We start from the raw sequence: 13084 nt of genomic DNA, 5'->3' as shown, positions 1-13084 counted from the left end.
AACCACGGGCGACGACTGTGACCTTGCCCCGCCGCCCTCAACGGCGGTTCAGTAGCTCAGTTCCCCGAACGAACCCGTGCTTCGCCGACCATCAGCGGATTGATGCCTTGGTGCGTCTCGTCTGCGAGATGCCAGAACCAGTCCGCTTCCTTGGGAGCGCCGACAGCGGCTGCGACGTTGCCGAGGCCGATGTACGCGCGCGCCGTTTCGAAGGGACTCTGCGTCCGAAGAGCCCGCGCGGCCGCTCGTTCGTAGGCTCTGGTGGCGCGCTCGTGGTCACCGGCGAGGAAATGGGTCCAGCCCAGGCAGTTGAGCGCCATCGCGGCGTCGAGGTCGAGACCGAGGTCGTCGAAGTCGACCAGCGCCTCTGTCGCCAGCTTGACGGATTCCGTGTGCTGTCCCGTGGAGGCGAGCGCGAGCGCTATCCCGCGCGTGGTGATCGCGACGTTGCGACGGTTGCCGGTGCGTTCGTAAAAGCCGAGCGATTGCCGCAGGTTCCGCACCGCGGCCGTGTGGTCCCCGAGGTAGTGGTCGACCCACGCGCAGTGGGCCAGCACGGTGCTCTCGCCATGACTGTCGCCGATTTCCCGGTGCAGCGCAAGGGCTTCGCGGTAGCACACCGAGGCACCTCCGAAGTCGCCGCGGTTGGCCAGCGCGACGCCGAGATTCGCCGTCGTGGTCGCCAGTGCCCACTGGTCGTCCGCGGCGGCCGCTTGTGCGGCGCGGTGGGTCGCGACCCACGGGTCCCACAGCTTGGCCATGAAAAAGAAGCCGCGCAGCAGGAACGCGAGTTGCCAACACCGGTCGGGCTCGCCGCGTTCCGCGCTGATCAGGCACAACGCGACGAGCGTTGGCCACTCACGCTGGAACCAGCCAAGTGCCTCCTGCTCATCCGCCAGGCACAGCGGCTCGGCCGTGACCCCCGCGGTAACGGCGGCGGGATGGAAGTGGTCGGGGATGAGCAGCCGGTCGGCCAGCGCGGCCGTCCGCACCGACGCGGCCACCAGTCGCCCGAAAGCGGCCGAGCGATCTCGTTCCGGCAGCTTCGGCAGCAGGAACTCCCCGGCGAACGCGCGGACGAGATCGTGTGTGGCATAGCAATCCTTGGCGGGCTGGGTGAGCAGGTTGGCGTTGTGCAGTCGCTCGGCCAGCCGATCCGCTTCCGCCTCTGCGACGTTGGCCAGCGCGCCCATCGAATGCACGTCGAAGTCGATACCGGGATGCAAGGCAAGCAGCCCGAGCAGGCGGGTTTCCGCGTCATCGAGGTGCCGGATGGACAGCTCGAGCGTTGCCGTCAGGCTGCGCTCACCGTCGTCCAGTTGCTCGAGTCGGCTGGCTTCATCGGCGAGCCGTCGGCAGAGTTCGCCGACATCCCACGCCGGGTGCGCGCGTAGCCGCGCGGCAGCGATCCGGATCGCGAGCGGAAGCCGCCCGCATCGGCTGACAACCTCCGCCACACCGGGATCGGCGGGGTCGAGACCGGTGAGCGACGCGAACAACGCGGTCGCGTCGGCCAGGGAAAGCACGTCGAGCTGGATGAAACAAGCATCGTCCAGCGACGTGAGCCGTGCGCGGCTGGTGACCAGGACCCGGCACTTCGGTTCGGCGGGCAGCAGCGGCCGTACCTGCCCGGAGTCCACGGCATTGTCGAAAACGAGCAGGAAGCTGTGGCCGCGAAGCTGGGCCTGGTAGCAGGCATTGCGTTCGCCGGCGCTCGTCGGGATCCGCTCGCCCGGCACACCGAGCAGGCGGAGCAGTTGGTCCTGCACTGCGAACGGCTCGAGCGGTGGCTGCCCGGGAGTGTGCCCGCGCAGGTCCGCGAACAGGCAGCCGCCGGCGAACCCGGCCTCCAGCCGGTACGCGGCGCGCACGGCGAGTGCGGTCTTGCCCGTCCCGCCCAGCCCGGACACGACGCACACCGCACCACCGCCCGCGAGCGCGTCCTTGATCCGCTCCTGCTCGATGCGGCGCCCGCTGAACGTCGTCGTCGCTACCGGCAGGTTCGACGGGCGCCGGAGCGGACGCGTCCGCCGTTTGATCGGCTCGGCGGGCAGCAACGCCGTGAGTGCTCCGGGCGCGCCGAGTTCTGCCTCGCACAACAGCGCGAGGCCGCGGTTCGGTGCGGCTGCGCCCGTTTCAATGCGGCTGAGGTAGCCCTTCGTGTAATGGACGCGCCGGGCCAGTTCGGTCAGAGACATCCCCGACTGGTGCCGCAGGTTCCGCAACTCGGCGCCGAACGTCGTCTCGCCCACCCGCAACCACCTCCTCCAGAGCGCCAGTATGCCCGAGAACTCTCTTCTTTCGCGAAGAGCGGCCGGCCGGGCGCCAAATCCCGGCCGGCGGCATTTTTCTTCGGTCATCAGCCGAGCATCGTGGTCAGCACGAAGAGAATCCATTTGATGGTGTGGATCTGCATGACTCGAATACCTTTCTTGGATCTACTTGCGGATTTTTGCCGCTGAGTCAAGAATGCGGTTCGTGGGAACATCTGAACAAGGGGTTTCATGTTTACTGTTGGGGTGGGAAACGAAACCAGGTGAGCGGGCTATCCTTGACGGACGCGGTGGAGAGGTGGGAAACCAGTGGGCGTCGATGCGAACGAGCTGTGCAACGAGCTGAAGGCACTCCGCAAAGGCCGTGGCTTGTCGGTGCCCCCGCCGCCGGCGGCGCTCGGGCCCGCAGTGCGTGTTGTGTGCGGTATCTCGCCAGACGATGCTCCGGCCTCCACGCACCGCAAGGTGGTCGCCCGGATGCGCGAGCTGGCGGCCACCCTGCCCGGCGATCTGCGCGTGGCGGTGCTCGCGGCGTTCGGCCTGCACGAAGACGCGACCGCCAAGTTCCTCAAAGAGCGTGTGCTCTCGGCCGCGCAGATGCTCGAGCGGGACGAGCGCACGGCTCGCCGTCGCATCGACGAAGCCATCGAGCGGCTTGCCGAGTTGGCCGCCACATCCACGGATCTCGCGAGTCCGGCCGCCTCACCCGGCCATCGCTGGCATACCGAGGAACTCCGGGTCGCGCTGCTCGTGGACGGCCCGATGGTGGACGCGTTCGTCTTCCGCCGCATCGTCGCGGGCGAGAATGGAATCGAAGAGCTGGACCTGGCGCTGACCCTGAGCGCGGCGGCGCGGCAAGGAGAACCGGTTCGGGAGTCCGAGTTCGAGATCGACGCTTTCTACGGCGGTGCGCTGACCGGCCGGACGATGGAGTCGAAGGAGCGGATCCACCTGGCGTTGCGGTTGCCGGCTCCGCTGCGCCGCGACCAGCGGCACGACTTCCTGCTCCGGACCCGTGCCAAGTTGAGCGCGCCGTACTACGTCAGCGTGCCACGTCAACCGTGTGAGCTATTCGACCTGCACGTCCGGTTCGCCGGAGAGCCGCCGGCGAAAACAGGGCGCCTGGCGGAGATCTTCCAGCAGGACGCGAGCGACAATCTCGTCGAAGGAACTCCACTGGAACTCGACGCTTCAGGCGCGCTGCACACCGAGTTTCGCACCCTCCAGCGCGGATTCGCCTACGGCGTCCGCTGGCAGCCCTGATCCTCGTTACCGTGCTTCGGGCGGTCTCGCTCCCGGGCCGGACCTGGGCGGGAGGCTGATCGGCGGCCCCAGCGGCGGCCGGATGTGCGCGACCTGGCCGGTGATCGTGCGCAGCAGATCTTCGGCGCCCTCCGCGGTCAGTGACGTGACGGGGTAGTGGTTGCAGGCGTAGGGCTGGAGGAAGTCGGGGACCTCCTCAACGGTGTGGCCGGGCAGCAGCACGGGCAGGATCTTCTTGGTCCACCGGTCGCGATCGCGTTGCAGGAAGTCCCGCAGCAGAGCGGCCTCCACCCGGCCGCCGTAGTTCTCGTCGTTGGGGCCAAGGCCGTCGCCCATCCGGCGATAGCACGCCGACGCGATCACCAGAACGTAGTCGGCGCCGGACATACCGCCCAGTGCCCAGGGGTACCAGTCCTTGCGCGCCACCTCCTCCCATTGGTCGAGGTGTACCCCGATCCCGCACGAGACGAGAAAGGTCGCGAACTCTCGCACGTCGTCACAGTGCTTTCGACTGTCGTGTGTGTACGAGATGAAGACATTCGGCCTGGTCAACGGTGTTCCTTTTCGCCGTTTGCGCGCAGGTCGAAAATGATAGCAATCCACGTGCCGCCGTGCGCACGCGACACTGACTGGACAAAATAAGGACAGTTTCGAGATTCGCCTGCACATCAACGACCCTTCGTGAGACATTCGGGGCCGCGTGGATCATGGGCGGGGAACGAAAGGACAAATGTCGGTGCCGGAGCCTGGTGCGGCCACGACGCCACCGCGGGTATTCGTCTCTTTCGCGCGGGATTCGGCGGAGCACGAGACAGCGGTGCGGGATTTCGCGACCTTCCTGCGCACCGATGCCGGCATCGACGCGCGGATCGAAGACTGGTACCAGACGCGACGGCGCGACCGAGTCGCCTGGGCGACCGAAGAGATCGACGAGGCCGACTTCATCATCGTCATCGCGTCGCCCACATACAAAAGGTTGCTGGACACGGTTTCTTCGGCCAAGCCAGGGCAGCTCACGCACGTCGAGGCCGCGATGATCAGGAACATCCTGGCCCGCAACCCGGAGGAGGAGTTGATGCGTGTCCTTCCGGTCGTGCTTCCCGGAGGGAATCCCGACGACGTTCCCGAGGTGTTGCGGCCGTACGCCACGAAGTCGTACGTGATCCCCGAGCTCAGCCCCGGTGGTCTGCGCGAGTTGTTGCACGTCATCACCAGTTCACCGGCGCACCCTCCGCCCCTGGCCGGACCGTACTTCCCGCCACTGCCGCCCGAACAGTCGATCGTGGTCGCGACATCGGTCCCGCCCGCCGCGCCCGACGGAGTCCTCACCCCGGGCGCGGAGGTGAAGATCGGCGGCAGTATCTACCTGGTCCATCGCGGCCTGGAGAGCGAACCGGTCGCCGACCATGCTGCCGTGCGGAGCCAGGGCCGGGCCTTGCGGCTCGGCGAGCCGCACCAGCACGTATGGCTGCGCCAGGTGGCGTTGCGCCACGACACGCCCGCGGCGAAGGACGAGATCGTCGCGCTCAGGCAGGAGCGAAGCCTCCTCCTGAAGTTGGGGCGACGAGATCGCGGCCTGCCGGACCTCGTCGAGTTGGCCGAGGACAACCGAGTGCTGACGCTGGTGACCGCCTGGCCGGTGGACGGCGGCCGGGGCGACCCGTCCGGCACGTTGGCCGACTTCCTGCCGCGACCGGGCGAGGCGGTCGATTCCTGGCACGCCCTGGCCCAGCTCCGCGGGCTGGGCGGGCTCGCGCGGACGTTGTCGCTGTTGCACGCCACGCGGCACATCCACCGCCGGCTGACCCCAACGGGTGTTCTCCAGCTCGACGACCGTACGTTGGCGCTCCGGGACCTCGGCGACGGCGGTCGTGGCGAACGCCCTGGCGAAGTCCCTCCGGACTACCGGGCACCCGAACAGGAACTACGGTCCCGTGGCCGGACCGGCCCGTGGACCGACGTTTTCCGGCTCGCGGCGATCGCCTACCACATGGTGACCGGCCACCCACCCGTTGCCGGCACGCCGTTGCCGGTCCACGTCCTCGCACCGAAGGCGCCGGCACGAGCGGCCGCGGCGATCGACGCCGCGCTCGTACCCGACGTCGCGAGGCGTCCCGGCATGGATGAGCTCGCAACCGCATTGAGGAGCTGAACAAAACGGTGCTGAAAACCGTGGATCTGCGCGCGCCGGTCTTCCTTGTGCCGGGACGGAAACTGCACGAGGGAATTGTCAAGCAACGACGGGACTATCCGGCGCTCCCCGGCGGGCTGGACGAGATCGTCGCCAACCTGTCCGCCCGGCGGGACGGCGTACCGGTGACGTTTACGCCATGGAAGGGCAGCGACGCCGGTTTCAGCGTGCAGCTGACCACGTACGCCTACGTGGTCAGGCTGGGGTTGAGCGGTCGCGGTGACGCGTACTTCGTGAACTGGGTGGCCCCCCTGCGGTTGCGAGACCATGACGAGCTCGCCAAAGGATGTCTGCTCGTACGCGCGGTTTGGCGTCCGGTGCTGGACATCCGCCAGGTGCCGCAGGGCGCGGACGCCGGGTGGAACGGCATGTTCCGGGCCTGGCAGCAGCTGCAGACCGAGTTGGGGAATGCCACCGGGGCGCCTCAGCTGAACGCACAGCACGCCCGCTTCCTCGACACACTCGACCGGCTGAACGATGCGGTGCACCGGCTGGAGCACGAGAACGCCGACCAGTTGCCGACGTATCCCTACAGTACCGTCGAGCCGGTCGGGGAGCGCCGGTACAGCGCCGCGGGTATGTACCGGTTCCACGTTGTCGGCGGCGTGACGCCTGAGCCGAACGCGTTCGTGCAGGTCCGCGGCGAGGTGGAGCAGCGAGGGCATGTGACGCGAGTGACCGATGGCAAGGTCACCGTGCGGTTCGACCGGCCGGTGGACTGGGCGCGGCTGGCCCAGCAAGGCGAGCTGACGCCGACCATGACCGACGTGGCGTATGCCAAGCGGCGCGACGCGATCGCCCTGCTGAGGGCACGCCAGGCCCGCAACTCGTCGCTACTGGACGTCCTGGTCGACCACCGCGTCCAGCCGATCGATCAAGTAAACGCGGAACCAGGCGAGGAACTGGACCGCGGCCAGCTGGCCGCGTTCTCCAAGTCGCTCGGCGTGCGTGACCTGGTGATCGTCCTGGGGCCACCGGGAACCGGGAAGACGAGGACCATCACTCAGATCGCCCGCGCGCACGCCTTGGGCGCGGGACCGGGCAGGCTGCTGGTCGCATCGCACACCAACCGCGCCGTCGACAACGTCTTGGCCAAGCTGCCACGGGACGTGATGGTGGTGCGCGTCGGCAACGAGAGCAAGATCGACCCGGACGCCCGGCAGTTTCTCCTGGAACGGTTCGCCGCCGACCTGCGTGGCCAGGTCATCGCCACGACCGCCGATGCGGTCGGACGTTACGCCGGAGTACCGCACGCGCGCGACTGGCACGCCGAGTTGGAACGGCGGATCGCCAAGCTGGACGAGGCGTTCGCGACAGAGGAGGGGTGGCGTGCCGAATGGATCGCACGCCGCCGCATTGTGGGCGTGCCGGCGCAGGAGAAGGCCGAACGGCTGGCCGCCAGGCTCGCCGAACTGGAGCGCACGGCGGCCGGCGCGCGCAGCAAGGCCGAGCGCCTCAGCCAGCGCTTGGCTCGGGCCCGCAGGCGGCTGCCGGTTCTCGCGTTTCTGACCGATGCCGTCACCCGCCGGCGGCAACGACGACTCGCCACGGCCAACGCCCGGCTGCTGGCCTTGGGCGAAGAAGCCTCGACCACGAAGCAGGCGCTCGATCAGGCGGAGGCGGAGGTGGACCTGGCGACCCGGGACGTGCCCGCGGTCCGTGATGCACGCGCGCGGCTGGACGGGGCAGTGCGGGAGAGCGCGGAACGCCGGAAGGAAGCGATTGCGGCCGCTACGGCAATAGCAGCGGCCCTCGGACCGGTACTGCCCGTACCGCCGGTGGACAGCGCCGCCGAGCCCGGGGCGATGCGGCAGGCGCTCGGCACACTCCACGCGCAACTCGGTCCTCATCTCCAGCTCTTGACGGCGCGGAGGGCTGTGCTCGCGGACTGGCATGAGGACGTCCGCGGCGCCACCGAGCAGCTGCACCCGGAACTGATCCGCTACGCCGATGTCGTTGGTGCGACCTGCATCGGGGCCGCGTCCCGCGCGGAGATCGCGGACGAGGAGTTCGACCTCACGATCGTCGACGAAGCCGGGCAGATCGCCACGGCGGACGTGCTCGTGCCGTTGGTCCGCGCGCGGCGCGCGGTGCTCGTAGGGGACCATCGGCAGTTGCCGCCCATCGTCGAGCTCGAGGTACTCGCGTTGCTCGGCGAGGCCGCGCATGATCCCGCGGTCCAGGCGCTCTTGCAGCGGAGCACGCTCGAAAACCTCGTCGGCGCACTGCCGGCAAGCCACGTCGAAATGCTCACCCAGCAACGCCGCATGCCCAAGGTGATCGCGGACTTCGTCTCGGACACCTTCTACGATGGCAAGCTTCGAACCATGGTCACGCGGGTACACGACGACGACGTGTTCGCGAGTCCGCTGGCGTTCGTCGACCTTTCCGATCTGCCGGAAGCCAAACGCCGGGAGCGGAGCACTGGGCAAGGCAGGGAGAACGTCGCAGAGGCGCGCCTGTTGTCCAGGCTCGCTACGCACTATCACGTGCGGGGAAAGGAGTGGGCGCTCATCGTCCCATATGCGGCGCAGCGGCGCCTCGTCGTCAGCATCCTTCAGGAGCACATTCCCGACCAGGACGTCGTGCAGTCCGGGGTTGGCACGGTCGACTCGTTCCAGGGCGGGGAGCGCGACGTCATCCTCTACGGGTTCACCCGTAGCAATTCCGCGGCCCAGGTCGGTTTCCTCGACGAACTGCGGCGCGCGAACGTCGCGTTCACACGCGCCAAGCAGCAGCTCGTCCTTGTCGGCGACCTGGAAATGCTGCTGCGCGCGCGGGATACCGGGTTCCGCGAGCTTATGCGGAAGCTGCACGAGCATCTGCTGGCCGATGGCGACCTCCGGCGGAGCGCTGAGATCTGGCATGGGATCGGGGAACTCGCATGAGCGCAGGGAAGGACCTCATGCCCTACCGGAAGGAAAGGGCACTTGAAGACACCGCGTTCGGGCACGGCTTCACACCGGCCAGGCTGTTCCCGCTGCTCCTACCGGTGTGGCAGGTCGATGTCCGGGCGACGACCGTGGACGGAAAGCCCTACGAGCTCATCGACCGCTATCTCGAACGGGGCATAGCCGAATGCGGTCTGGGCGCCGTGGCCGAACTCGCCGCCTTTTTCGCTCTCGATGAGGTTCTCGTCGACCGCGCCGTGCGTTTCCTCACCGGGATCGGCCACCTCACCGGCACGCCGGACGGCAGGCTCGCGCTGACCGAACTCGGCCGGGACTCGCATCGCGATCAGGTGCGGTACGTCGTCGAACGCCAGGATCGCCGCAAGCTGTACTTCGACGGGTACACCTCGCGGCCGCTCACCCGCCGGCACTATGACGCCGGGGTCGTCACCTTTCTGACGCTCGCGGAAGCCCGTGCGGCGGATGGCTTCCGGTTGCTCGCCACGACCAAGGGTTTCCGCCGCGAAACACTCACCGAACTGTCCGGATATCGCGACCGGGAGCACTACAACCTACCGCACCGCCTCGACCGGCCGGAAAGCCTAAGCGAGGAGTGTGTCTTCCTGCCGGTGTACGTGATCCGTGCGGTGCGACCCGGCGGCGGGATCCGTTGCCTTACCTACGGTCAGGCGGCCGACACCGCCGACCCCGAGCTGAGCGAGCTGTGCGAGCAAGCACCGGAAATCCAGGCCGCGCTCGCGCACGAGAACACCTCCGAAGAGGAGCAGCGGACCCGGATAACGAACTGGCTGGAGCGAAAAGGACTGACCGGGCACCGGCCCGTCCGGTTCCCGCACGGTGGCTGGCAGGTCGTGCTCCCGAGTTCGGCCTTCCAGCCGTCCGGGCCGCCGCTCCCGCGCGCGAGCCTCGGCTCGTTCGCCGCGTTGAGCACGACCGTGGTGCGGATCTGGTGTGAGGACAAGGAGTTGCGGGAGCAGGCGCTGCTTGACCGGGTGGAGTCGTTCGTGAAGGCGAGGCGGCGGTCGGCCGAGGAAGTCGCCGCGCTCGGGGCGAAAGTGGGCAGGCAGCTGGGATCCGGAACAATCGATCTGCCAGCGTTGCGCGCAATGGCGGTCACCGCGGGAAGGGACGCGCTGGTGTCCTCTCTCGACAGCTTGAATTGACCATTGGACAGCTTGTGGTCAAATCGCTGACGAATCGTTTTCCGGCATGGTTTCCTGCGGCGCGCCCGGCTAACGTCTGGCGACCATGGACCACGACGCCCTGCCCGAACTGTCGCTGACCGCTCTCAAACCGTATTTGTCGATCACGGTGCTCGAATGCACCGGCGAGGATCCCGCGACAGCGTTCGCGAGCCTGAAAGCGTTTCTGCGCAAATCGGCGGGCGAGCGGGGACGAGCGGAGTCGTGCCGGGTGCAGGCCGAGGTGGCCAAGCTCGCCGACGACGCGGTCGAATCGCTGGGCACACTGCGGGAGCTGGGGTTCGACAGCCTCTACGGTGTGTTCCGCGAGGTCGTGCGCGCCCCAGGGTGGGCGATGACGGGGTCCGGCATCGTCGACATCCACAACCAACTCGCCCTCGCCGCGCGGAGGAACCGGCTCGTCGCGGTCTGCACCGGCATCGTCAGCGAGCCCCAGCTCCGGCGTTGGGTCGACCGGCACCCCGGGTTCCGGTTCTGCCCGGCAGATGTGCTGGCGGGGACGTTCCACGGCGACGGCCGGATGATCTGGATGCGCGGGGTGCACCGTCGTCGGACTACGAGGCCGGACAGCAAGGCACTGACCGGACTCCGGCTCCAGGACACGCTACATCCATTGGAGGACAACAGTTTCGCGCTGAGCGCCGCGAAGGTCCACTACGTGCCCGAGGACGACGCCGCGGTCCTTCGCGATCTGCTGACCGTGTCGCCCGACAAGTCCAAAGTATCCTGGAAGCAGACCACGGACTTCCTGATGTTCCTCGCGGCCACCGGCGAGGCTCTCGACATATTGGACCTGGCGATGGTTTCGGGGACCCCGCCGAGGCTGCTCTTCGGCGGGCTCGCGGTGCCCGAGACGGACCTGGCCAGGGTGGGGTTCGCCGTCGACGTCGCGGTGCCCGATCCCGATCAGGTGCGCGCCGGAGTCGATGCCGGTGACGACGAGATCTCCTACGCCGAGTTGCTCGCGGGGAGTGCCCTGGAGGTGCGTGGCCTGCCTGGTTCGGCGGCCGCGGAGCTGGACGTGGCGGTCGGCGGCGCCAAGGCAACGTTCCGGCTGAGCCCGGTGAAGGCGCGCAGCGGGTTCCGGCTCGAGGTGCGGCAACACGGCCCAGCGATGAGTGCTGAGCTGGCGCAGGTCAAGGACGCTCTCGAGGCCGGGGGCCTGCTCACCCTCTACTACGGCTCCGGGCATGCGTTCGACGGCCGCCGGATCCACTGGCGGAGCCTGGTCGACACGCCGTTCACGAACATCGAATTCGAAGACTTCGGCGGATACGCGATCACCCGGGAGAAGCCCGAAGTGAAGGGGGACCAGGCCATCCACGACGCGATCGGCGTTGGGCGCGACGACTCACTGTTCGCCTGGGTCGTGCACAGGTTCGGGACCGACTGGCTGCTCTGCGACGACGGCGCGGGCGAGGTGGCCGACTTCCTGCACCTCGCCGACGATGGGACGCTGACGGCGATCCACGTCAAAGGCGCGGCGAGCGGCTCACCAGGCATATCGCGGTGACGGGGTTCGAGCAACTCGTGAGTCAGGCCGAGAAGAACGTGACCTCACTGCGCACGGAAAACCTCGTCAAGAAGCTCTCCGCGCCACGCATCGCGGCTCGCGCGGCGTGGCACAACGGTAAGCGCGTGGAGCCGGCCGACGTCGTCAACCAGCTGCGACTGCGCGTGGACAGTGATCCCACGAAGGTGGCCATCGTCCAGCCACACCTGCTGCAGGCCGCGCACGAGCAGGCCCGGGCGGCCACCGTGGCGGGCCAGGAGACCCGTGACACGCACTCCCTGCGGCTGCTGGACAACCTGCTGCACAGCACGAGGAGAACGATCACCGGCCAGGCCGACGACCTCGTGGTGATCGGTAGCCGGTAGACCGGGCAGGAATGAGCCATCCGGGACTCGAATCGCAACGCCTGCTAGCCGGAATGTGTGTGAACCGTTCGGCCATGTCACCGACCCCCGCACGGTCGTTTCAAGATCGGTTAGTGGAGGCCGAGGATTTCGAAGGGGCGCTGCATGACGCGGCTGGCCCATCGGGTTGTTTCGGTGATGTCGGTGCGTCCAAGGAGGCGGATTGCTCCAATCGCCAGGTTGCGGAGGGCTGCCATGACTCTGGGGCCTGATCGTGTTCTGGTGTGGGATTCATCTTCGCGGTAGAGGGTGTCGCGTAGCCAGTGCAAGGACTCGATGCCCCAGTGCTTGCGGGCCAGTGCGGCTAGGCGGATCGGGGTGCCGCGGTCGGTGGGAAGGCTGGTGATGCCGAGAACGGCGACCGCCGACTGGTGGTGCTGGTGGAGGTCGCTGACGTAGCGCTCGATGAGGGTGGCCTGCCGGACGTGGGGGAAGGGCAGGTCCTCGGGTGCGGGCAGTACCCGGATGGTGCGGCGTTCAAGACGTCCGTGGCCGCGTTCGGTTCTCTCACACGCGATCGGGGTGTCCTGCCAGGGCAGCGCGTCCAGCGCGGCGAAAAGCTTCGGCTGGTTTTCCTTGACACAGAAGAAGAAATTCGCGCCACGCCGGTGCAGGTAGTCGGCCGTCTCCCTCTGAGTGTGCAAGGCGTCGGCCGTGATTACCCGGCCGGCGATGTCGAGGGTGTCCAGCAGTGTCGAGAGCATGGGGATCTCGTTGGTCTTCGCACCCACCTCAACCTGTCCTACTACCAGGCCGGTGTGCGTCATCGCGGCCAGCAGATGCGGCTGGTTACCCTCGTCATCTCGCGCTCCGCGCAGAGTTTTGCCATCCACCGCAACAACATCCGTGTCCGTGATACCCGCCTCGCCGTCCGCGCCGCCGCCGCCGGCATCGGTATCGGCGTCGGCGGCGATATCATCGACGGCCTTGCGCGACAGCAGCCACGCTCCGATCGCGGCGTCGGCCTGGGCGGCGTCAACCCCGGTCACCACACGCCACAGCGTGGCTTTCGATGGAGCCCGCACCTGCACCGCACTCCCGCACCGGGCATACAGCCCGGCGAGGTCGGCGACCGGCACATCGGCGACCCAGCCGGCAATCGCCGTGAACGAGCGCATCCCGGCTACCACCGCAGCCGCACACAACGCCAGCACCGCGGCCACCGGATGGACCACCCACCGGCCCTGCCGGGGATCAGCGATCACCGCGAAATGATCCACCAGATCACCCGCGACAGGCTCGGCCTCACCCGGATCGCACTCCCCCAAAGCAGTAACAACAGCAGACGACAACGGCCAGGCGACAGGCTCGTCGGCGCACGCCATG

The 13084-nt window shown here is 68.0% G+C and carries 9 protein-coding genes; 6 read left to right on the top strand and 3 right to left on the bottom strand.

From position 1 onward, the window contains the following. Window positions 1-56: 56 nt before the first annotated feature. The gene (locus VJT49_RS18635) at window positions 57-2252 is read right to left on the bottom strand and encodes a tetratricopeptide repeat protein (RefSeq protein ID WP_324166118.1); all 2196 of its coding nucleotides are present in this window, start codon (window positions 2250-2252) and stop codon (window positions 57-59) included. A 330-nt stretch (window positions 2253-2582) separates the two neighbouring features. Here VJT49_RS18635 and VJT49_RS18630 point away from each other — a divergent pair, with 330 nt between their 5' ends. Beyond that, a complete protein-coding gene (locus VJT49_RS18630) occupies window positions 2583-3536 on the top strand; it encodes a hypothetical protein (protein ID WP_324166117.1) in 954 nt (317 codons plus the stop codon). Between the two features lie 6 nt (window positions 3537-3542). Here VJT49_RS18630 and VJT49_RS18625 read toward each other — a convergent pair whose 3' ends face one another. After that, complete coding sequence (locus VJT49_RS18625) at window positions 3543-4205, bottom strand: SEFIR domain-containing protein (RefSeq protein ID WP_324166116.1); 663 nt, start codon at window positions 4203-4205, stop codon at window positions 3543-3545. 67 nt (window positions 4206-4272) lie between these two features. Between VJT49_RS18625 and VJT49_RS18620 the strand changes: the two genes are divergently transcribed. The 5 genes from VJT49_RS18620 (at window position 4273) to VJT49_RS18600 (ending at window position 11719) form a co-directional block, all read left to right on the top strand. Further along, entirely contained in the window at window positions 4273-5688 is a 1416-nt protein-coding gene (locus VJT49_RS18620; protein ID WP_324166115.1) for an SEFIR domain-containing protein, read from the top strand. Window positions 5689-5696: 8 nt separating this feature from the next. After that, window positions 5697-8615 carry a DEAD/DEAH box helicase gene (locus tag VJT49_RS18615; protein WP_324166114.1) on the top strand — a complete coding sequence of 973 codons (2919 nt, stop codon included), beginning with the start codon at window positions 5697-5699 and terminating at the stop codon, window positions 8613-8615. Then, complete coding sequence (locus VJT49_RS18610; protein WP_324166113.1) at window positions 8612-9802, top strand: hypothetical protein; 1191 nt, start codon at window positions 8612-8614, stop codon at window positions 9800-9802. The genes VJT49_RS18615 and VJT49_RS18610 overlap by 4 nt, the downstream gene beginning before the upstream one ends. Window positions 9803-9887: 85 nt before the next feature. Then, on the top strand, window positions 9888-11354 hold the full coding sequence (locus tag VJT49_RS18605) for a hypothetical protein (RefSeq protein WP_324166112.1): 1467 nt from the start codon (window positions 9888-9890) through the stop codon (window positions 11352-11354). After that, window positions 11351-11719, top strand: coding sequence for a hypothetical protein (locus VJT49_RS18600; RefSeq protein WP_324166111.1), 369 nt, complete (start codon window positions 11351-11353; stop codon window positions 11717-11719). The genes VJT49_RS18605 and VJT49_RS18600 overlap by 4 nt, the downstream gene beginning before the upstream one ends. Before the next feature lie 110 nt (window positions 11720-11829). Here VJT49_RS18600 and VJT49_RS18595 read toward each other — a convergent pair whose 3' ends face one another. Beyond that, the gene (locus tag VJT49_RS18595) at window positions 11830-13083 is read right to left on the bottom strand and encodes an ISAs1 family transposase (RefSeq protein WP_324166110.1); all 1254 of its coding nucleotides are present in this window, start codon (window positions 13081-13083) and stop codon (window positions 11830-11832) included. Window position 13084: the final 1 nt, after the last annotated feature.

This window comes from Amycolatopsis sp., assembly GCF_035276945.1.
In the GTDB taxonomy this organism is placed as follows: domain Bacteria; phylum Actinomycetota; class Actinomycetes; order Mycobacteriales; family Pseudonocardiaceae; genus Amycolatopsis_E.
Note: the sequence above shows the minus strand (reverse complement) of the source record. Positions and strands in the feature narration are given on the sequence as shown.